This window comes from Methanothermobacter sp. KEPCO 2, assembly GCF_041228365.1.
In the GTDB taxonomy this organism is placed as follows: Archaea; Methanobacteriota; Methanobacteria; order Methanobacteriales; family Methanothermobacteraceae; genus Methanothermobacter; species Methanothermobacter marburgensis.
Window position 1 is genome coordinate 524915 of the sequence record NZ_CP166185.1, and the last position, 22610, is coordinate 547524.

Below are 22610 nucleotides of genomic sequence, written 5' to 3' on the forward strand. Positions count from 1 at the left end.
TCATGTATTCCTCCTTCTAAGGGCCCCGTACACCCCAATTATGAGCACTGATACCAGTAGAGACACCGCAAGCCATGTGTAGTCATATCCTCCCCTCATACCTGTGGGTGTAACGTTAACCATTTCAGCGGGTGGTACCACAGCCCTTGAGGGGACCTCACTCACAGCACCTGAAACCGCATACGCCTCTGTTAAAGCTGCAGTCTCCCTTAAACCGCCGTGTTCGCCCTCCTCGGGTGGCTTCACCGGTGAAACCCCCTGTATCATGAAGATAACTGTACTGTAGACCACGTTCACTCCATCTGTGGCCCTCACAACCAGTGTGTAAACACCCGGTGAACTTACCGGGCCCCCTGTGTAGAGTTTGCCGTTGAGTGTTGCGAACCACCCCTCAAGGTTGTCATCGTCAACTGATATGAGGGGTTTTACTGTGCCGGTGTACCTTCCACCACCTGATACGCCTGTAACCCTGATAACCGGTGCCCTGCCATCGTATTTGTAGGTTGAACCGTACTGGTCTATGAGGATGCTGAAGAATTTATATACACCTGGGGTTATGTTACCGGTCCACTCTGAACCTGAGATGGGGTTTCCATCCTCATCGAGGACCTCAACGGTTATCCTGTAACTGTCTGTGTCAACCCCGAAGGCCTGTATCCTGAGTTCCCCTATACCTGCCGGTATCACCATGACCTGGGGTTCACTGTAGGGGCTGTTGTAGAATGCACTGGCACCGAAGTCGTTGACTATTCTCTGACCCTCAGGGCGTGTGGGGTCATATCCTATCCTGCGGCCGTCAGGTGCTGTTACAAGGAGTGCCACCGGTGAGTAGGCCGCCAGGTATATCCTTGAGGGTTTACCCTGGGTGCCCCCCTTTATGAGGGGGAGGAGACGCATTATATCAGTGTTTGATGATAGCATCTCAGGTATGAAGCTACCACTCCTTATAAGGTACTCTGAGGCGTATCTCTCATATACAGGTATTACGGCGTCCCATGAACTCTTATCGGATGTTGGCCAGTTCCTCACTATCCTGGCTATCTTGAGCATGGTGTCATAGAAGTATCCACCTGCACCGTACCAGAGCCTTCCAGCAACCGGTGGGTATGTGACGTCATCAACTGTGATTCTGTCGGGTGATACGAGCTTGAAGGTACTGATCAGTGCCTCCCGGGCATTGTGGAAGTTGTACTCTGCATCGGAGTATGCCACCGCAATATTTGATGATGCATGGACATCATCCCACCTTGTGAAGCTGGCTATCTTGAAGAAGACCTTCAGTGTCGTCACCACAATCTTACCGTAGGGGTTTTTGCTGACGACCTCGAGTATAGCATCCTTGATCAGGCTGACGGTTGTTTTACCTATATGTTCAGCCACCTTGCGGGCTATATCCCTTTTCACTGTGTCTATACTTGCTGATAGGAATTCGCTGATGGCCTCATGTGTACCTCCCGAGGTATATGGAAGCATGGCTGTTAACTGTGGCCGGTAGTTCTCTGCAACCCTCATCTGCCACATGCACTTGAAGACGTACTCCCAGAGCTCCCTCTGGAAGTCAAGTTCTCCCTTAACAAACTCTGCTATCTCAAGGACATCACCCACAACACTCTCCTCAAACTTGATACCGGCCTTTTTGGCCTTCATCTCCCTCAGTTTCTCCACGACATCGTTTATTTTACTTGCACCTGTGAGTCCCGTTGAGAACCAGGATAGTGCCTGTTCAACCCCCGTAAGTGTGGCTGGTGTTGATCCATCACCCAGTATGAGGGCTATCATGTCCTTTATAACCTCATCATCGTCGGGGATCGGGGCCGGGTCTGAGACCAGCCATGAGACTCCCCAGAGTATCCAGCCGCTCCAGCTTCCTGCACGTTCCTCAATCCAGTCCCTGGTTGACTGGGGTATGAGTTCAGGGGATGTGACATTGAAGGTGGTGTAGAAGGCCTTTCTCTGGGCCGCCTGGAATATCATGCGTTTGAGGTCCATGTCCCCGATCTCATAGTAGTTGCTTCCAACCTTCTTGAGGACCTGTATCTCAAGGAGGGTTCCATAGGTTGATACAAATTCATTTCCTGAGTAAAGGTAGCCTGGTTTTCCCCCAGCGTAGTCCGGTCCCCAGACGAGGTATATGCAGTAGTCCTCCCCATTGTACCTGATGGTCTGCCAGAGGGCTGGATATCCACGGGCGGTTGTGAAGCTCCATGTGTATGGTCCCATCTTTGGGAGTACAACCCCATAGATAGTCCTTATATCCTGGCTGACGTATCCGGTAAAGGTTCTGAGGCCCCCAAGTTCACTGAAGGGGGTGAAGTAGGCCCTCTGCAGTGTTTGATCGTAGCTGGCTGTTCCGTTTATGATTCCGCCTGCGGAGTTCCTGAGGTGGAATACCTCTGAACTGAACCTTGCGGTGTCAAGGGGAACCTTGAACTGGGCCCATATTGTTGGTTTGAGTTTAACGTCCTCCTCACCGAAGTCCGGGTACACGTAATCCACTATGGACTTGACAAATTCAACATTGTCTATCTTTGATGAGACAGAGACCGTCATGCCAGCGCTGTCCTGGAACCAGTTTACGGTCTCCCATACAAATATCAACCTGAGGTTGGCTGTGTTAAGGCCCTCGGGTATCTTCACGATGTAGTTCTTCCATATCCTTCCATCAGCCCCCCTTCTGGATGCGACGCTGTTATCCACAACACCGGCCCAGTTCACCCATGGGGCTTCATGTCTGACGTAGAGTATTGCAGTGGGGTTCAGTGTGCTGAGGAGGTCAAAGCCAAGAACCCCTCTGGTGTTATTTACGAGGAGGTTGTATCCCCGTCCATCGTCGAAGTAGACAAGTATGCCTCCACCCCATCCCCAGCGCACATTGTTGATGACCTCTATATCGGTCATCCATAGTGAGAGGAATTCTGCATCAGCCGCATTCATATATGGTGTCTCTGCCACTGTAAACGCCAGCTGCCCGCCCATGGGGAGGATCATGTTGCTTGATCTTTCTGAGTATATCCTGAGGAGGGCACTGCTGGGACCATCCATTGCACAGTAGCCGTGAAGGGCGCTGCTGCCAGGTTTGAAGTAGTATGAACTGTTGGTTTTCAGGTAATGGGTGTGGTTTCCTGAGTACACCCCGATGTCAGGGATGTACATGTACCTCTCATTGAAGCTTTGGAGGCTTACAGGCGTCCTTTCAAGGTGATAGAACCCTGTGTCCAGTGTTCCTGAGAATCCCCTGCCATCGGTAACTGTAAGGCTCACTGTGTGTGGGCCCTCTGCAAAGTTTCCTGGAACCTCATATCTCACGTTACACATGTAGGGGAGGAGGCCCAGAGTTATGAGGGGCTGTGCCGCTACCGTTGAGCCATCCACCTTAAGGATGAATTTATCGAATCCGCCATCTGAGTTCTCCTGCACATCAAATACCATAATAAGGGTTTCATTCTCCTCTGAGACCATATCAATGCTCTTCTCTATGATGTCAGGGTTTCCTGTAAAGCTTGAGAAGTGCAGCTCATAGGTCTCCTCATTACCCGCCCGGTCCTTTACCGTCACACGGAGTGTGTGCTGGCCATCGTTGAGGAAGCCATATAATCTGGGATTATAGGTTACCTCAATGGATTCAAGTGATGCAGTGTAGGTGTAGCCATATAAGCTTGAAGTTACAGTATCAGAATACGTCCTCCTGCCATACTGAAGCCTATCGGTTATATCAGTACCGTCAAGGAATACCCTGAGGTCCTGGGGAACAGGATCAGGTCTCCTATTGGAGCAGTACATGAGGTAGCCCCTCCAGAGTCCTGAGGGCCCATCTGATACCCTGAAGCTCAGCAGAGCCCCTGGTCTCGCGGTGCTGTTCTCCCCTGGAGCTGTGAACTGGACAAGGGGATTTGATGTGTCTATGAGGACCCTGTAGACCACCCTGCGGAAGTTTCCAAGGATGTCAGTGGCATTCATCACTATCTCATGGTAGCCGTCTGCGGGGGCTGAGATTTCCACGGTGAATGTGGTTGCCGTGAAGCCAGGTGTCACAGTGCAGGTTTTTGATGTTGCATTGAAACTGAAAATCCCTACGAGGTCATTCAGAAGACCCTTTATGGTAGTATTTCTTGATTTAAGGACATCCGGATCTGTTAATATAATTTCAGGTCCTGTGGTGTCGACAATTGTTGAACCACCCAGTGTGTTTGAGAATGCCCCATCCATTCCCACGGCCATGATGGTGAAGTGTATCTCCCCATCAGGTGCCATGAACGTCCTCTGCCCGTCCCTCAGCCATCCGCTCCAGTAGCCATCTATTCTATCCTCAAATCCTCCAAGTTCAACACTGTTGGATGGTATCTCAAAGACAAGGGAAACTGAATTTACGGGTTCACTCACATCTGCAGTTACATGCATGCTTCCCCTCCCAGGGGTAAATGCAGGTGTCACCCTGAGGTTGCTTATGATGGGGCCTGAAGAATGGGATACGAAGATCCTCCAGTCCGCTGATACGCCAAGACCCTGGGGATCAATTGCAATTGCGGTGAGTTTGTGCCATCCAGCTGAGATGCCTGAGAGTGTCGCTGTCATTGTCCAGATTCCTGTGAGGTCATCCCCTGTTATCTGGGTTTCAACCGGCAGGTTATCCAGGAGGATCCCTGAGTCAGCAAATGATAATCCATTTCCAGGGTCGTTCCTCACAGTCACTGTAACCGGTACTGCTGATGGTTTCCTGAAGAATGAGCCATCCTGGGGGCTAAAAGAGGTTATAACCGGTGGGTTGTTTGTCGGTGGCAGGTACTGGAATGTCCAGGTCGCTGTTACCTCACCTGGAACTTCAACCCTGGCTGTGCAGGGGCCCCTGGGGGGCATTGAGGAGGGAGTGAATATGAGCCAGTCCCCTGTCCATGAGAGTATTCCGGGAATTGGTGTCCCTGTGGCGGCTGTTCCAGGGTAGAGGTTCAGTGTGGCTGCAGCACCCTCCCTTCCACCGAAGAGCCTCACACCCACACTCTGAAGTTCCCTGAGGACCTCACCTGGTGAGGGGTACCTGTCCATTACGAAGGTCCTGAAGACGACATCCTGGTGGAGGTGCTCCCCGTTTCCAAGGAGGAAGTAGACGGACTCTGCCCAGCCACTCACATAGGCTGTGAGTACATGGTAACCCGGTATGATATCGGTGAACTCGAATCTGCCATCAGGGCCAGTAATCATACTTATGGCACCATCAAGGAACACCTCACCCTGAAGTGGCCCGGCCCAGCAGAGTATCTGGCCCTCAACCATCGTTGAGAGGAGTGGCTGAAGCACCTGGTTGTGTTCAATATCCTCTCCAGGTCCAGGGAAGAACCAGAGGTCCTTTACAGGGACGTAAGAGGGCTTTTCAAAGTCCAGGGTGTAGGTTCTCCATGGGTAAAGTGACTGGAAGCTGTATGATCCATCTGAACCTGTGATAACTTCAATTTCAAGGTCAGCAAATTCACCGATGTAACGTCTGAGGGTCACAGTGACGCCCCCCAGGGGAAGGCCGGTTATGGCATCTGTTACTGTACCATGGATGCCTGAGTATGGACCAGGATACAGTATGATCTCCCTGAATAGGGCTGAGTTTTCCTGGAGGTTAACTTCTTCTGATGAAGGCTCATATGGGTGTAATCCTGCTGTAAGGTTATATGATCCTGATATTGGGGCGGCTATCTCATATCTTCCCTCAGAGTCTGTGATGGTGGATGCAACTGATGTGCCATCCATTAAAAGTTCCACAATAGCCCCTTCCAGAGGTGAGGGGTCCCTGTCAAGGTTCGCATGGAGCACCCTACCATAAACGGAGTTTTTAAGGTGCAGTTCAAAGTCCACGGGGATTATGATGTTGGGTGCAACCGTTGTGGCCTTACTCACAGTTATATGGCTGGGGCTGGAGGTTGTGAAGATGTAGTTCCCGGCTGGAAGGTCGAAACTGTAGAAGCCACTGGAATCTGTGATGTTTGAGATGCTGGGGTAACCCACCCGTGATGCTGTGACGGTTATCCCTGAAAGCGGTTCACCCAGGAAGTTCCTTATGTAACCCTGCACCCTGCCTGTTTCCTCCACATCAAGCTGAAGGGTGAAAATTCTGTTCACAGGTAACTCCCAGGGCATTATATCCACAGTGAGGTTCCTGTAACCATCCTTCGAGAATATGAGCCTCATGAGGTTGGCTGTTGTTGCGTAAAGGTTACAGGCAAATTTACCTGAGGCATTTGTCCTTACTGAACTCCATACAACCGGCTGGTCTGCATTTATGTAGAGGAGGTCCACCTTAACATTGAATACTGGAACCCCCACGTCATCAACCACAGTACCCTTTATCTCACAGGGGACCGTCCTTGGCACCAGAGTAACATTGACGGTCAGGTTCCGGTCCTCTGTGAGGGTGTACCAGTAGCCGTCCCAGGAATAGTAGTTATAAGGGTAGAGGGAGATGTCCCAGTACTCTGAGGCCGGACAGTGTTCAAATACAGCAAGACCATCTGCACCTGTGGTGCCACTGAAACTGTCCGGACCAGAGAGGTAGACGTTCTCACCGGCCACAGGGTTGCCATTAATGTCAGTAACATTAACCGTGATATTTGAGGGCCAGAGGTCCAGGCGGATGTCCTGGGTTGTGACACCCTCACCCATTAACAGGTAGATGTCTGCGTCACGGTAGTGTGACAGGTAGGTTTTGAGGTGACCTGAGAGGCCTGATACCAGTTCAGGAAAATTCTGGGTTGTGAAGATGTAGAACCCCTCTGAATTCGTGTCACCCCATATGGATGTGTATCCAGGGTGTGTGTCAGGCCAGAAGTACAACCTGACACCACGTAACGGTGCACCCGTTGAGTCATAGACGTGACCCTGCAGTGTCACAGGAAGCCCCTTCCTTATGAGCCTCACAGTCAGTGACTCACTGCTACCATCAGTGATGGTGAAATTACCGGTGACCGGTACATAGCCGTAGGGCCCCATGGTGTAGGTCCAGAGGCCATCGGGGATGTGGTTGAAGAGTGCAACACCATCCGCCCCGGTGACCCTGTAGAGGTAGGCGGGTCCATCAAGCTGGATGCCCACTCCACTCAGCGGCTCCCCATCCCAGTTCACTACCTTGAAGGATGCTGAGCCGTCATAGTAGCCCATAACGATGTTATGGACATTTTCAGATGACATGTTCAGGGCTATGACCGCATGGTAGGGCCTGTAGAGTGGGTGGTACGCGCGGATGTCATATGTCCCTGTATCTGAGGGTCCAACACCATAGAAGAGGTAATGGCCTCCCTCATCAAGACCCGCTGTCAGCTCAACAGGTTCACCATTCTGGGTGTAGCTGAGGGTAACATCCGCGTATACGAGGTTATCATCGGGGTCACTCACATAACCCCCCAGTGTGGTTTCATGTTCAAGTTCAATTTCCCTGTAATCCCCTGCCTCAGGGACTGTGAAGGTCTCAGCGTAGGGTTTATACATCCACATCTGCACACTGAGTGTCACAGGCACACCTGATGTGAGGAGGGGGTGGTCATCTGTGCTGAAGGCGTACTCCCCACTGGAACTGGTGTACCTGCTTAACCGGAATGAGCCTGATTCAAGGACAACCTCGGCGCCCTCAATGGGTGTTCCCCTATCAACCACGGTTCCCCTAACCTCAACCGGAAGCCCGAGCCTTATTAGTTCAATGCTGAGGGTGTTTTCACCATCAACAACCTGAATTGTTCTGGTCTCAGGGGCGTAGAGTGGATGTGAAACCTGAAGGTTGAGTTCTCCTGTCTCGACAGCCAGTTTAACTGAGCCATCCTCACCGGTGTACCCTTCCATTCCAGCAAATGAGATAACAGCATCTTCAACGGGCTCTCCACTTGAGTTGGTGACGTTAACCGTGAGGAGCGCCCTCTCGTCCAGGACGATATTAAGTGAGATTTCATCACCTGGCTGCAGGGTAAGATCACTGCTCCAGGGGTGGTAGCAATATGCATCCACAGTTACCCCCCTCAACGAGGGGGACCTCATCCTCTCTGAACTCAAAGTAGAAGTTACCATAGGGGTCGGTGTACTCTGTGCGGTTCTCGGCCTCAAGAAGGACTGTTACAGGGATACCTGATGGCAGGGTCTCCTGGCCCCTCACAGTGCCCCTGATGGAGGTGCGGTACTCCATTTCAAAATCAAAGCGTGATGATTCACCACGGTCCATGAGGATGTTGTACCTCTCTGTGAAGAGGTCTCCGCGGAAGGCCACAAGGGCAAGGTAGGCCTGTATTACGCCGGGGTGTTCCTCAAAGTATCTGCCATAGTTCACCATGTATCTGCCAGCGGAATCTGTGTAGTTCTCTGCAATGGTGACGTCCAGCTGGTCACGGACCTCAACGATGACGTTCTCCAGTGGCGCGCCGGAGGCGTCATGGATGGTGCCGTAGAAGGAGTTGGGGTATGCAAGTTCAAAGTTAACCTCGAGGGGTTCATTCACGTCAAGAATAAGTGATGATGAGGTGTAATTTTCGGCTGATGCCACGATTTCATAGGTGCCCTCGGGTAGAATAAGGTTGTAGGCCCCTGATGAACTGGTGGTGTTCTCTGCAACTGTCACACCACCCTGCATGGCCTTAACGGTTGCATTTTCAATCGGATCTCCATTCCAGGACTTAACTGTCCCGTATGGGTCGATGCCTGGTGGTGGTATTGTCGAGTCGTTGAGTTCAGCAGCGGAAGTTGACCCTGTAAGGGCAAATAAAGTGAATAAAAGTATAAGAATTGCAAGTCCAGTGCATGCAGCTTCTTTTAAGGAGGATGTCCCATAAAGAATATCCTTCAAAATTTACCCCCCAGAACCCCTTTAATGATTATATTATTCTATCTCGCAATATTTAAAATTTTTTAATTTAAGATTAAAAAATTTCTTAAATCGATTTTTCATATAAAAAGAATTAGAGTAATATTAAAATTCATAAAACTTAGACATTTCACCTCAAACCGGCATATGAGAGTATTTCCTCTGTTTTTTCCCCCAGTATCTCCGAGGTCCTCTCAATGCACTCCTCAATAACGTATTCGAGGTCCTCATCACCAGACCAGTACTCCTCCAGGAACCCGTACCCGTGCCTGGATGCAAGCTCATCCAAAACCACAGCACAGAGGTACACGTCGTCTATGTATCCATGTGGGCCGTAGATCTCCTCGGGTATCACATCGTAGGGTGCCACCAGGTAACCCATGGCGGCGGATATCCTCAGTCTCTCCCCACTACCCAGTTCATCACTCCTCAGCACGTCAGCCAGCAGCCGGAAAAGATCCGGGGCGTAGTCCACTATCCTCTCATATTCTCCACGGTAACTGTTAATGTTTTCCCTTAAAACATCATAGAAATGTGTGAAATCCATCAGAAACACCTCAATCACCCAAATGCGTAAAGTCCACGGACCTATACCCCACAGAAGTTCCTGAATACACACCTTGAGCAGAACTGATTCCTGCGGGGCTCGAAGCACTCACTCCTTATTTTCTCAACTGTCTCATCTATCCTCTCCCTCACAGTGAAGTCGGGGTCGGAGTCAAATGACATCCTCATGGAGTCCCTTATGGCGTATGCCGACAACCTGTCAAAATTGTATCTGTCCCTCAGTGCATACTCATAGGTCCGGAGCTGGTATTCGAGCCCCATCCTCTCAATCCCCCCATGCTCCCGGGCCTTGAAGTCCACAAGCTCCAGTTCACCCTTGGAGTTCCTGATGATGAGGTCGGTCCGACCCTCTATTATTATATGATCGTCGGGTATGGAGAAGGGCTCCTCCACCGAGACAACCTCAGATATATGGTCCCTGCTGTCATGGTAGTAGTTGAGGAGTTCCCTTTCAAGGCGCCTCTTTTTCACCTCATCGTCTCTCCCCATGGGTATCCAGCACCTTTCAACGAGTTCCCTTATGAATGCCCCGTTTATGTCCTCCGAATTCTTCATTGCAAGGTGTAACTCTTCGAGGCACCTGTGGAGTATGATACCGTAGCGCTGCATGAAGGTTTCAGGGTAGACAAAGCCGTAATGGTAGATCATCATGTACCTGAAGGGGCACTCCTCGTAGGTGAAGAGAGCCGAGAAGTTGATCCTCAGGGGCTCCTCTGACCACTCCCTCTCAAGGCACCCCTCAATGGATGTGCACTCACACTCGTATATCCCGCACTTCTCCCTTAACTCGGTGATGTATGGTGAGATCCCAACCTTCCTCGTGTTGATTCTGGGTGCGGTGGAGATGATCAGTGCGTCCTGGGCCCTTGTCATTGCAACATAGAAGAGCCTACGGTCCTCATCCTCGGGTTCCCCAGATGAGAGAAGCAGTTCCCGGGGGATGGGCACCAGTTCCTTCCTCCTTCTCTTTATACCGGGGAACCTTCCCTTTATGACCGAGCAGATGAACACAACCGGAAACTCAAGGCCCTTTGCCTGGTGGACGGTCATGACCTTCACTGATGCCGGGTCCTCCAGGACGGCCTCGTCATGGTGGAGGTGCTGGGGGAGGAGGTAGAGGTACCATAGGATGTCCTGTATCCTGGCCCCCGGCTTTATGGTCTCATACTTGTCTATGAGTGAACTGAGCTTTGCGAGGTTGAATATCCTTGCCCTGCTCTTGTCACTACCCTCAAGGAGGAGTCTTCTGAGGTAACCTGTCACCTCAAGTATCCTGTAGAAGGTCTGAAGGACACTCAGTGAGCCCTCTTCAATTTCCTCCCGGATCCGGTTGAGGCCGAGTATCTTCTCTGCATCCTCACCCCTGATACCCGCCTCCTGGAGTTCCTGGATTGAGGTGAAATCCGAGAGTTTCACATCCCTCTCAAGGGATTCAAGGGCCTCCAGTGTTTCCCTACCCAGATCAAGGAAGTCGCCGCGGAACATGGAGATGTTCCACCAGCCACCCCATCTTCCACTGAATTTATCGTCGTAATCAGGGGGGTCCACGTAGGCCAGGAAGTAGAGCATCCTCCTTACCTCGTACCTTTTGAGGAATGATCCGTCACCGCGGACTATGTAGGGGATCCCCTCCCTTCTGAGCTCCCTGAGTATCTTATCTGCATGGTAGCGCACGCTCCTGAATAGAAGTGCAACGTATCCATAGTCGGGGATTTTGCCTGTGGATTTGAGTTTCTTTATCAGTGATGCTATGTTCCGGGCCTCGGAGTTAACATCACGGCTCTTGAGTATCACAACGTCTGTTCCGCCGCCCCTAACAGGCTTTATGGTTTTCCGGTAGTGCCTCTCCCCCCTCATGAACCTGTCGGCTGTGAGCACTATCCCTGCCCTTGACCTGAAGTTGTCCTCAAGGAACACCACCTCTGCATTGTATTCGTCCCTGAACCTTATGAAGTTCTCGGGGGTGGCGCCCCTGAACCCGTAGATGCTCTGGTCCTCATCCCCAACAACGCATATGCTTGATCCGGGTCCTGCTATAGTCCTGAATATCTTCTCCTGGATGGGACTTGTGTCCTGGTACTCGTCGATCATTATGTACCTGTATTTATTTCTGACAGATTCAAGAACATCCTCGTTTGATTCAAGGAGAAGGTAAACCTCCTTTTCAAGTCCGGGGAAGTCTATCTTCTTCTCTTCCCTGAGTGCCCTCAGGTATTGGCTGTAGCAGGATGCCATGCCATGGTATCTCTTTTTATCAGGGTAACGTTTTTTGAGGACCTCCATGAGTTCGTCAGGGTCCACGCAGTTCTCGGTGCACCTGTTGAAGAATTCGATTGCCTCATGCACCTCGCCCATCTTCATGAAGCTATTGAGGCTGATCCTGTAGAAGACTGATCTGAGGAACATCAGCTGGGACTCCTCGTCCAGAATCTCAAATCCGGCTCCAAGGTCATGTTCATCGGGGTGCTCCCTGAGTATGGTGCTGCAGAATGAGTGTATGGTTGATATCTGCATGAGTTCGGCGTCCAGTCCAACGCAGTTTATGAGCCTTGACTTCAGCTCATCTGCAGCCTTCTCTGTGAAGGTTATAACAAGTATATTCTCCGGGCTAACCCCCTTTCTTTTAACAAGGTAAGCTGTCCTCTCAACAAGAACCCTTGTTTTCCCGGCACCAGGTCCTGCCACAATTACAAGTGGCCCGTCGGTCTTCTTAACGGCCCTCTTCTGGTTCTCTGTACACGCCTCCCCTTTCCTGCAGAGTGATCCTGTCATCGTGACTGTTTCATAGATTGGGTGGTGAATATATTAATGTTTTCCCCCGTTTGATGGAGTTTTCTGGTGAATAATTATTAAGGCACTGCATACATACAATCTACAATGAACCCTGCAGACCCCATCCTCAACGCATTCCTTGCAACTGTCTTCACCTGGCTCATGACACTTGCAGGGGCGGCCCTGGTTTTTCTCCCTGTGAGGGCTGAGAGGAAACTCCTTGACGCCTCACTTGGCTTTGCAGCGGGTATCATGATCGCTGCAAGTTTCTGGTCACTCCTGGTCCCTGCAATTGAACTTTCAGCCCTCAACGGGTATGCCGAGTGGTTACCTCCGGCCCTTGGTTTCCTTGCAGGGGGACTCTTCCTTTCAGGTGTGGATAAGATCATACCCCACCTTCACCCTGGATGCGACCCTGAGGATGCCGAGGGGCTCCCCACCACCTGGAGGAGGAACAGGCTCCTTCTCCTCGCCGTTGCCATACACAACATCCCGGAGGGACTTGCGGTTGGCGTTGCCTTCGGGGCCGCTGCAGCCACAGGTGAACTTGCAGCCCCCATCACCCTGGCCCTGGGTATAGGTATACAGAACCTGCCTGAGGGGGCCGCTGTCTCCCTGCCCCTGAGGGGCGAAGGTTTATCCGAATGGAGGAGTTTCACCTATGGCCAGGTATCGGGTCTAGTTGAGATCCTCGGGGGTCTTGCAGGCGCTATTCTTGTTTACTCATCCTCATGGGTCATGCCCTACGCCCTGGGCTTTGCTGCGGGTGCCATGATATTCGTTGTGATAGAGGACATCATCCCCGAGTGCCAGAGTGGGGGTAACACCGACCTTGCAACGGTATCAGCCCTTTTAGGCTTTGTTCTCATGATGATACTTGACCTGGCCCTTTCCTGAAATTTTTTCAGAAATTACTCTGGAAGGATATTCACTATCACAGTTTATTAGGGATGTTCTACATAATATTCAGAGGTGATAGTATGGCCAGGGTTACCCGTGAAATGGTTGAAAATTCAGGTATAGATGTGGATGAACTCGTTGAACTCCTTGTGAAGAACGCCGCAGCGGAACTCACAACCTTCTACTACTACACAATCCTCAGGGCCAACCTGATAGGTCTTGATGGTGAGGGAATAAAGGAGATAGCGGAATCTGCAAGGATAGAGGATCGGAACCACTTTGAGGCACTTGTCCCAAGGATATACGAGCTTGGAGGTGAACTCCCACAGGATATGAAGGAATTCCATGATATCTCAGGCTGCCCCCCGGCATACCTCCCTGAGAAGACCACTGACACCATGAAGATACTGGAGGTCCTTGTTGCCGCAGAGAGGTGTGCTGTGAGGCAGTACACCCACATATGCAATATAACGGCTGGTAAGGACCACAGGACCTATGACCTCGCACTCTCGATACTCCATGAGGAGATACAGCATGAGTCCTGGTTCTCAGAGTTCCTGGGTGAGGGTCCAGCAGGGCACTTCATGAGGCGCGGTGAAACCTCACCCTTTGTGAGGAAATTCCTTGAATAGTCTTTCCCAGGGTGCTGGGATGGGTGAGTTAACGCAGGAGTATCTTGAAGAAACTGGGGCCAGACGTGAAGCGGCTGGGTGGTGGAATGAGGGAGTTCACCCCTGAGGAGCTTGAAAAATTTGATGGGATTTCAGGTCCCGCATACGTTGCATGCGAAGGCAGGGTCTACGATGTCTCAGAGAGCTTCCTATGGAGGGATGGCCGCCACCAGGTCACCCACAGGGCAGGAAGAGATCTCACCCCTGAGCTGGAGAAAGCCCCCCATGGCAGGGAACTACTTGAAAGGTTCCCTCTGGTGGGTACCCTGAAGGTGAAATGAGGGCTTCAAATGGCAGACTTCAGGTGCACAGTATGCAATTACATCTTCCATGAGGAACATGAAGGTGAATTCGACTCACTCCCAGTGGAATGGCGCTGCCCGGTATGCAACGCACCAAAGGATGCGTTTGTGAGGCTGGGTTCCAGATCCATGGGGACAGGGGGGACGGTCTCTGATGTTTTTATAGAACAGCTTGCAGCCTGGGGAGTCAGGTACGTCTTCGGGATACCGGGTACATCAACACTGGGACTTGTTGATGCCATACGAAGGAACAGTGACGTGAGGTACATACAGGTGCGCCATGAGGCAGCGGCGGCATTCATGGCCTCTGCCCATGGCAAACTCACAGGAAACCCTGCGGTCTGTCTGGCAGTCGCTGGGCCGGGGGCATCGAACCTCATAACCGGACTCCTGGACGCTGCCCTTGACAGGGCACCTGTTATAGCTGTGACAGGACAAGTTGAAACCTACAGGATCGGGACAGGTGCAAGTCAGGAGATAGACCAGCACAGCCTCTTCGAGTCCCTGACAGTGTACAACATGACCCTCATAAGCCCTGATGAGACCCCAGAGATTGTGAGGGAGGCCCTGAAACACGCCATCATTGAGAGGGGTGTTTCACATATTGATGTCCCCAGGGACGTCCAGACAATGGAGTGCACTGCCGAAGTGAGGCCACTGGCCGGTTCGATCTCCCCGGTATCGGTGACCCCACCCAGACGTCAGCTGAAGGATGCTGCATCCTTGATTGATTCTGCAGAGCGCCCCATAATAATCGCTGGTTTCGGGGCGCTTGAAGCGGCAGAGAGTGTTGTTGAACTTGCAGAGAGGATAGGGGCCGGTATTGTGACCACATTCAGGGGCAAGGGGGTTGTTGATAACGACCACCCCCTTTACCTGGGCTGTCACGGTAGTCTGGGGTCCACTGCAGCGGCCGAGGCTGTTAGAAAATCTGATCTCCTCATTGTTATCGGCTCATCCTTCTCTGACCTCACCCAGCTACCCCCTGGGAGAATCCTGCAGATTGACATGGACCCCCTCATGATCGCAAGGCGCCACCCGGTTGAGATGGGCCTAGAGGGTAGATCATCACTCACAGTACCTGAGATTCTCTCCATGACCCGTGAGAGGAGGAGGGAGTCCTACAGGGCAGAGCTCAGGGAACTCAGGGAGAGGTGGCTGGATCTTCTTGAATCTGAAATTGACTCATCCTCAAGGCCTATAAGGCCACAGTACATAATGGCTGTCCTCAATGACCTTCTGGATGAGGGGGCAGTCATAGCACTTGACGTTGGTGAGAACGGCTGGTGGTTTGGAAGGAACTTCCAGATGAGGGGCACCCAGAGGCTCATCTTCTCGGGGTACCTTGGTTCAATGGGTTTCGGGCTTCCAGCTACTATTGCAGCGCAGCTGGAGTTCCCTGACAGGGAGGTTGCATGTATAACAGGGGATGGGGGTTTTTCCATGGTCATGGCTGAATTTCTAACCGCTGTGAAGTACCATCTCCCTGTGAGGGTCTTCATACTCAACAACAGGAGCCTCGGGATGATAATGCAGGAGCAGCTGGTTGAGGGTTTCCCCAACTGGCAGACCGAACTCCAGAACTGTGACTTCGCAGGGTTCGCTGAGAACTGTGGCGGCCGGGGAATCCGGGTCACCGAACCAGACAAACTGGAGGGTGCTGTTTCAGATGCCCTCGGAACAGATGGGCCAGTTGTCGTGGACATCGAAACCGACCCGAGGCGCTTCATCTGATTACATGGACTGCGGATGCCTTGAATTCAAGCCAGACCTCTGAGCCTGTGGTGATCCCCATATCATGGAGTGACCTTGCTGTCATGTGGACAGTTAGTGTCTCATCACCACACCTGACCTCAAGTTCCTGCAGGGTGCCTGAATCACGTATCGCCTTCACGGTCCCCCGGAGCTGGTTCAGTGCACTTGACTCCACCCTCCCCCAGGATACGGTTATATCCTCGGGTCTCACGGTGGCTGAAACCATGCCCTCGGCCTCCTCTGACGAGTAGATACTCACGCCATCGCATTCTATGAGGGTTACACCGTCGGGGGTTACCCTGGCACTTCCCCTCAGTATGTTCTCTGCACCCACGAACTCTGCAACGAACCTGCTCGCAGGCCTCCTGAACACCTCAGCTGGTTCACCCACCTGGAGGATCCTCCTGTTGAGTATGGCTATCCTGTCAGAGAGCTTCTGGCCCTGGATGAGGTCATGGGTTGTGAGTACCACCGTAACGTCAAGCCCAGCTATGACCTCCTCCATCCTCCTTGTGGATACAGGGTCAAGGCTCGATGTTGCCTCATCCAGGAGCACAAGTTCAGGCCGGTTTATGAGTACCTGGGCAAGGGCCAGGCGCTGCCTCTCACCACCAGACAGTTCAGTGGTTTTCCTTGAGGCGTCCTCAAGGCCCACCAGTTCAAGGACCTCCCGGACCTCCCTGGCCTCTGGTTTCATTCCCCTCACATGGGGACCGTAGAGGATGCTCTCCCTCACGGTACCCCGGAATACGGGGGTGTTCTGGAATACCATGCCCATCCTTCTCCTGACATCCACCTCCCTCTTCTCAGCCACATTCTCGCCCTGGAAGATTATCTCGCCACTGTCAGGCCTTTCAAGGAGGTTTATTATACGTAGAAGTGTGGATTTCCCTGCCCCTGTGGGCCCTATGATCCCCAGGGTCTCACCCTCCCTGACCTCAAGATTCACATCATCCAGAACCCTCACGTCCCGGTAGGTCTTTTCTATCCCGTGGAGTTCAAGCACATTCATGACTATTTCTCCTGGAAATGGTTCAGTACTGTGTTAACGGCCAGTGATATGATGAGGAGTATTATCCCCAGGGCTATTGATAGTTCAAGGTTTCCCCTTGAGGTTTCAAGTGATATGGCGGTTGTTATGACCCTTGTGAAGCCCCTTATGTTTCCACCGAGCATTATGGCGACCCCGACCTCTGAGATTGCCCTCCCGAATCCCAGTATGATGGCTGCCATGACAGCGTACCTTGCCTCCTCCAGGACCCTCAGCATAACCTGGAACTCGGTGGCGCCCAGGGATCTTGCAAGGTCCCTGAGCTCCGGTTTAACACTTCTGAGGGCTGTGATGCTGAAACCTGTGACCAGCGGGAGGATGAGTATGGTCTGGCCGAGTACCATGCCGGCAGGTGTGAAGAGGAGGTTGAGCGGACCCAGTGGCCCTGAGCGTGAGATGAGGAGGAATACAAAGAGGCCCACAAGTACCGTGGGGATGCTGTAGAGGGTCTGTATGATGTTAAGGAGGGCCCTCTTTCCTCTGAAATCCTGCAGGTCAATCATCGCCGCCACCGGAACTGCAATTAGAGATGCCAGGACCGTGGATGAGACTGAGATCATGAGGGTTCTTGCTGTTATGTCAATGAGTTCAGGGTCAAGTGATGCCATGAGTTCAATGGCCCTTAAGAATCCAGTTAGTATCTCATTCAATTCCCAGCATCTCCTGGAAAATTAAATCAGTTGAAATCTGTAAGTAAAAAGTAAATATTAAGTATTCCTATTAGCTTTTTGGTTCATCCCCTCCAAAGAGGGCTGTGAAGAGTGACTGACCGTATTTATCCTTTCCGTAATCTGCTATGAGTTTCTGGCACTCATCGCTCAGGAGGAAGTCAACAAATTTCTCTGCAGCCACGCTGTTCACACCACTCACCTTCTCTGGGTTCACGGGTATTGCTGCATAGACATTCAGTAGCGCCTTATCCTGTGTGAGGTATGTCACAAGTGTGATGTTGCTTCTGTAGGCAAGGTATGTGCCTGAATCTGTGAGTGTGTAGGCGCCCTTCTGGTCTGCAACCCTGAGTGTGTCCCCCATTCCGCTCCCGGTTTCAATGTACCATGCTGATCCATTGACTGTTGCGTTGTAGTCTGTTACGTTTTTCCAGATCTTTATCTCCCTTGAATTGGTGCCTGAGTTGTCCCCCCTTGATACGAATTTCACAGAGGGGTTTCTGGCTGCTGCCTCAAGGATCCTCCTGAATGCGTCCTCTGCAGATTTAGCTTCACTGATATTCGCGGGGTCACTCTTTGGTCCCACAATGTAGAAGTAATTGTAGGCGAAGGGGTATCTTCCTGTACCGTAACCCTCCTTTATGAACTCCTTCTCCCTGGTTCTGTCGTGCACTATGACGAGGTCGGCGTCGCCCCTTTTTCCCCGCTCAAGGGCTATACCCGTACCACCTGAAACTATCTGCACATCGATGTCAGGGTATTTTTTCTCGAATGCTGCCTCCACACTCTCAAGGAGCCCTGTATCTTCCAGGCTTGTTGTTGTGGATATTCTGAGTATCTGCCTGTTTCCATTGTCTGATATCCCATAAATGGCTGCCCCTATGATCACTGCAATAAGAGCCGCCATAGCAACGTATTTTTTCTCCATGCTTGGAACCTCCATTACAACAGATATACTGTATCGACATGCAATATATATGCATATCGGTTTTATGACGGAATAGGTCGTGTCAGCTATTCAAACAAAAGAGTGGTGATCCTCAAAATCTTAAACTATCGTTACATTTTCTCAAAAAAAGTAAAAAGCAGACCCTAACCCTTATACTTCTTCTCAAATCCTCAAAAAAAGTAAAAAGCAGACCCTAACCCTTATACTTCTTCTCAAATCCTCAAAAAAAGTAAAAAGCAGACCCTAACCCTTATACTTCTTCTCAAATCTTCTCCAAGACCTTGCAATGTAGGGCTCGCACTTATCAAGCTCGGTTAAAAGGCACATCCTTATGGTATCGGTTTTGATCTCCTCCTCACCCTTTATCTTCTCTGTAACGGTCTGGTAGACCTTCTCAATGATCTCCCTCTTCTCCTCAGGACTGTAACCTGCATCAATGGCAGCCTTCTCAAGTGAGGCCCGTATCTTTGATGGGTCGTAGGCCTCCCTGGAACCCCTTCTCTTTATCACATTCATAATGATCACCCTGTATATTATGTTCATCTTTCAATAAATTTTTTTCCAGTTAAAAAAAGGAAGGACCTCATAAAGCTTATTCAGAACAGATTACATAAAAATAAAGGTATTCAAAACACATGGTACTGGAATGACTCCCGGGAAGGGACTATCTGATGATGTATTGTGTACTCGATGAACCTGAATCACCTGGGGGCCTCCTCATGAGGCCGAGAAGTACATCATGGAGAGGTTGAAGGATGAATGAATGCAGAGAGAACGGTTCATGGAAGAGAAAGCTGCTTACGGCAATGAGGATATTCCTTGTGGTTATGGGCCTGATAATAGTGGTCTTCGGGGCCGGGGGCACAAAGGTCTTCGGCCTCATGACGCTCCTTGCGGTGGCCGTGGTGTACCTCCCGGCCCTCAGGCACCCTGATGGCCTCAGCGTCATCCCTGTTGAGATAGAGATCCTCTTCCTCACCGTGGTTGCACTGGAGTATATACTGGGCAATACCTTTGGTCTGTACGGGAGAATAGCCTACTATGACAAGTTCATGCACTTCACAGTCCCCTTCATAGTGGCCCTCATCGGGATGATGCTCCTCTACACCGCCTACGTCTACGGGAAGATAAGGACCAGTCTCTTCATAATGGCGTTCCTCATAATATTCGTGACACTGGGTATAGGCGCCCTCCTTGAACTGGTTGAGTATGGCTACGACCACCACCTTTACAGGCACATAGAGCACTTCCTCCCCACTGGTCCCACCCAGGGCTCACCCGTTATGGATCCGCTCACCGATACCATGATGGACCTCCTCACAGATCTCATAGGAGGTATATTTGGGGCAGTGACAGGCATAATACTCATAAGAAGGGCTGAGGAGAAGAACTACTGCCTTGACTGGGTTGATGAGATAGCAAGGTTCGAGGGGATAGATGAAGAGGAGGACTAGATAGGCATCAGATCATCCCTCTAACTTACGAATAGTAAAACTAGATGGGCTTCAGTATGTCTCTGTTAAGCTCATGACGCTGCAAGGATGAAAGCCATCATAACGGGGAGAAGGCAGATTTTAACCACCTCAAACTCCATGAGGGGTATGAACTCCTTTATGAACCTCACAGCCACGATTATGGCACCACTTACAAGTCCCATGGACACAAATCCCCAGACCCCTGATGCGAACCTTGTGAGCATGTAGTTCCTCACAGAAACCGCTGCTGCAAGGGTTATGAATATGAGGGATGCGGCCTTTAGGAGAACTAGTATCATGTCTCAGCCTCCAGTTTCCTGTTGGACCTCAGTGAGGCATAGAGGAACATTGCCGCTGCAAGCATGATGAAAACCCACTCAATGGTCCTCATAAGATCAAATGCCATTATCTCCCTCATAAAACCGAACACAGTTGATATAAAGAGCATGAAAACCGCGATGGTCATGGGGATCCACCTGCCGTCATGGGCAGAGACCCTCAGCATGTAGATGAGGCTCAGACCGGTTATAACTGTGGATATGAGCTGGGCCACCTGAAATTCACGTCCATAGGGGATCATCCTATCACCATGTACATATATGTCCACTGGATAATTTAGTTCTTTCCCTAACACGGTTCAGGAACTTCACTAGAAACAGTTTATCATTGTATTGTCCCCTCATCACACGGTTCAGGAACTTCTCTCAGGAAAGGTTATCCTGAAAACCGCCCCTCCCTCATTGAAGGTTTCAAGTTCACCGTCAAGCTGACCAACAAGGGCCCTCACAAGGGTCATCCCCAGTGAATCCGATGAACCTGAACTGAAATCTTCTGGAAGCCCCTGGCCTGTATCCCTGTAATCCAGGAGGTACACCCCACCTTTAAGGTTAAAGCTGATTATGATTCTCCCCTTGCCATCAGGGAAGGCGTACTTTACTGAATTTGTGACAAGTTCACTGACTATGAGGGCCAGGGGGACCGCCAGCTCAATATCAAGGCTCAGATCATCCACTCTGATGTCTGATACGATACCCGAGGCCCCGTAGGTTGAGAGGATTTCAGTTGCAAGGCGTGAGATGTAGTTCCTCATGTTTATCTCTGAGAGGGTCTCTGACTGGTAGAGGTTCTCGTGTATCATGGCCATGGACTTTATACGGGTCTGGCTCTCCTCAAATATCCTGAGGTCCTCAGCGTCCCTTATGTAGGGCTTCTGCATGTTCAGGAGACTTGATATTATCTGCAGGTTATTCTTTACACGGTGGTGTATCTCCCTTATAAGTGTCTCCCTCTCCCTGAGGGCGGATATCAGTGATTCCTCATATCTCCTGGCCTCTGTAACATCCCTCACAAGCACAGCTCCAAGACCAGGCATGATGCTGAATCTGAAGATTCTGACCACCCTCTCACCCCTTATGAGGAACTCATCGTTTCCACGGGTCTCAAGGATCACCTCGGAGCATATCTCAGGCATCTTCCTTCCCAGAGCATCATCCCTTCCAGTTGAGGTTATCTCCTCAAGTGCCCGGTTCCAGTAGATTACAGTATCTGATTCATCGGTTATTGCGATACCATCTGATATGTTATCTGCAACTCCCCTGAACCTCATCTCACTTTCACGGAGCCTCTCTGTGGCCCTCCTCTGGAGGCTTATATCAGTTGCAATGAATACGAACCCAATGGGCTCCCTGAAGCGCCCCCTTATGGGGGATGCTGTGAGGAGAACGTCAGTTGTCCTTCCGTCCGATGAGATTATCCTGGTCTCCATTTCAGATGAGCTAAAACCAGAGACCACCTCCCTGAGCATCTCCCTGTCAGATGGGTCAAACAGATCCCAGAATGGTTTACCCCGCAGGTCTTCTGAGCTGTAGGAGAGCTTCTCATGGACGCTCCTGCCGCAGCTTGTAACCCTCCCCTCAAGGTCTGTTATGATGAGGAAGTTGGGCATAACATCAGCTATGCTCCTTGCAGCGATGGCAGGTGAGAGTTCTGGAAAGTCGTACCTCCAGACCCCGTAGGCAATGAAGAGCAGGCCAATGGATAGCATGGTCTGGGTGAACTCCGGGAAGACCAGTCCCATAAGGTCCCTGAAGATGAAGTCAGTTGTGAAGCTCACAATCAGAGGCACGAAAAGACCCGTGAATATGTAGAGGGACTCCCTCTTCCTGTACCCTCGGGATCTCAGGTAGTCCCTGAGGGTGATGGCTGCCGCTGTCAGTGTCAGGGTAACGGTCCAGAGCGAGAAGAGTGCAAAGACCAGAGGTGGTTCCGGCAGGGCGTAGGTCCAGCCATAATATGTGAGGAGTGGACCGGAAATGAAGAGGTCAGTGAGGAGTCCCGTTAATATGAAGATAAGTGCAGGTGCATAGATTACTGCAAGTGCCGGTTTACCCACCCTTCTTCGTGTGTAGGTGAGGGATATGTGGAGGAGAATTGCAGGTATAATGGGCCAGAGGAGGCTCAGCCTGAGCCATATGATGGCATCCCCCGGTGCTGCCACTGTCCGGTAGACGAACTCGGTGAAGGCCATGAATGATACAGCAACACCAAGGTTGGATACAAGCAGATTGAGATTATTCCGGGGGTTCCTGTAGTAGATGAATACCGATGTGTAGAATGCAATCACAGATGCAAAAAGGGATATGATTGAGTAGGCGTTCATATACGCCTCCATGCAAATCT

General features: G+C 51.1%; 16 protein-coding genes. 5 read left to right on the plus strand and 11 right to left on the minus strand.

Going from position 1 to position 22610, the window contains the following annotated elements; genetic code table 11:
* From AB9H23_RS02935 to AB9H23_RS02950, 4 genes are all read right to left on the minus strand, one after another.
* Nucleotides 1-7974: a carboxypeptidase regulatory-like domain-containing protein gene (locus AB9H23_RS02935; protein ID WP_370005468.1), complete on the minus strand. Its 7974-nt coding sequence runs from the start codon at nt 7972-7974 to the stop codon at nt 1-3.
* Nucleotides 7940-8803, minus strand: coding sequence for a carboxypeptidase-like regulatory domain-containing protein (locus tag AB9H23_RS02940; RefSeq protein WP_370005469.1), 864 nt, complete (start codon nt 8801-8803; stop codon nt 7940-7942). The genes AB9H23_RS02935 and AB9H23_RS02940 overlap by 35 nt, the downstream gene beginning before the upstream one ends.
* 148 nt (nt 8804-8951) lie before the next feature.
* Complete coding sequence (locus AB9H23_RS02945) at nt 8952-9368, minus strand: YkvA family protein (RefSeq protein ID WP_370005471.1); 417 nt, start codon at nt 9366-9368, stop codon at nt 8952-8954.
* 41 nt (nt 9369-9409) lie between these two features.
* The gene (locus AB9H23_RS02950) at nt 9410-12160 is read right to left on the minus strand and encodes an ATP-dependent DNA helicase (RefSeq protein WP_370005473.1); all 2751 of its coding nucleotides are present in this window, start codon (nt 12158-12160) and stop codon (nt 9410-9412) included.
* A gap of 105 nt (nt 12161-12265) precedes the next feature.
* Here AB9H23_RS02950 and AB9H23_RS02955 point away from each other — a divergent pair, with 105 nt between their 5' ends.
* From AB9H23_RS02955 to AB9H23_RS02970, 4 genes are all read left to right on the plus strand, one after another.
* A complete protein-coding gene (locus tag AB9H23_RS02955; protein ID WP_370005475.1) occupies nt 12266-13057 on the plus strand; it encodes a ZIP family metal transporter in 792 nt (263 codons plus the stop codon).
* Nucleotides 13058-13140: 83 nt separating this feature from the next.
* A complete protein-coding gene (gene dps, locus AB9H23_RS02960; protein ID WP_370005477.1) occupies nt 13141-13692 on the plus strand; it encodes a DNA protection during starvation protein in 552 nt (183 codons plus the stop codon).
* Nucleotides 13693-13757: 65 nt separating this feature from the next.
* Nucleotides 13758-14012, plus strand: a complete 255-nt coding sequence (locus AB9H23_RS02965; protein WP_370005478.1) for a cytochrome b5 domain-containing protein — start codon at nt 13758-13760, stop codon at nt 14010-14012.
* A 9-nt stretch (nt 14013-14021) separates the two neighbouring features.
* On the plus strand, nt 14022-15767 hold the full coding sequence (locus tag AB9H23_RS02970; protein ID WP_370005480.1) for a thiamine pyrophosphate-dependent enzyme: 1746 nt from the start codon (nt 14022-14024) through the stop codon (nt 15765-15767).
* Here AB9H23_RS02970 and AB9H23_RS02975 read toward each other — a convergent pair.
* From AB9H23_RS02975 to AB9H23_RS02990, 4 genes are all read right to left on the minus strand, one after another.
* Nucleotides 15760-16800 carry an ABC transporter ATP-binding protein gene (locus tag AB9H23_RS02975; protein WP_013295691.1) on the minus strand — a complete coding sequence of 347 codons (1041 nt, stop codon included), beginning with the start codon at nt 16798-16800 and terminating at the stop codon, nt 15760-15762. The genes AB9H23_RS02970 and AB9H23_RS02975 overlap by 8 nt on opposite strands.
* Nucleotides 16801-16802: 2 nt before the next feature.
* The gene (locus tag AB9H23_RS02980; RefSeq protein ID WP_013295692.1) at nt 16803-17489 is read right to left on the minus strand and encodes an ABC transporter permease; all 687 of its coding nucleotides are present in this window, start codon (nt 17487-17489) and stop codon (nt 16803-16805) included.
* A 70-nt stretch (nt 17490-17559) separates the two neighbouring features.
* On the minus strand, nt 17560-18435 hold the full coding sequence (locus AB9H23_RS02985; protein WP_013295693.1) for an extracellular solute-binding protein: 876 nt from the start codon (nt 18433-18435) through the stop codon (nt 17560-17562).
* A gap of 264 nt (nt 18436-18699) precedes the next feature.
* A complete protein-coding gene (locus AB9H23_RS02990) occupies nt 18700-18972 on the minus strand; it encodes an ATP cone domain-containing protein (protein WP_013295694.1) in 273 nt (90 codons plus the stop codon).
* Nucleotides 18973-19211: 239 nt separating this feature from the next.
* Here AB9H23_RS02990 and AB9H23_RS02995 point away from each other — a divergent pair, with 239 nt between their 5' ends.
* Nucleotides 19212-19910, plus strand: coding sequence for a hypothetical protein (locus AB9H23_RS02995; protein ID WP_013295695.1), 699 nt, complete (start codon nt 19212-19214; stop codon nt 19908-19910).
* Nucleotides 19911-19981: 71 nt separating this feature from the next.
* Here AB9H23_RS02995 and AB9H23_RS03000 read toward each other — a convergent pair whose 3' ends face one another.
* From AB9H23_RS03000 to AB9H23_RS03010, 3 genes are all read right to left on the minus strand, one after another.
* Entirely contained in the window at nt 19982-20230 is a 249-nt protein-coding gene (locus AB9H23_RS03000; RefSeq protein ID WP_013295696.1) for a hypothetical protein, read from the minus strand.
* Nucleotides 20227-20511 carry a hypothetical protein gene (locus AB9H23_RS03005; RefSeq protein ID WP_013295697.1) on the minus strand — a complete coding sequence of 95 codons (285 nt, stop codon included), beginning with the start codon at nt 20509-20511 and terminating at the stop codon, nt 20227-20229. Before AB9H23_RS03005 ends, AB9H23_RS03000 begins: the two co-directional genes overlap by 4 nt.
* A gap of 111 nt (nt 20512-20622) precedes the next feature.
* Complete coding sequence (locus AB9H23_RS03010) at nt 20623-22590, minus strand: histidine kinase dimerization/phosphoacceptor domain -containing protein (protein ID WP_370005484.1); 1968 nt, start codon at nt 22588-22590, stop codon at nt 20623-20625.
* Nucleotides 22591-22610: the final 20 nt, after the last annotated feature.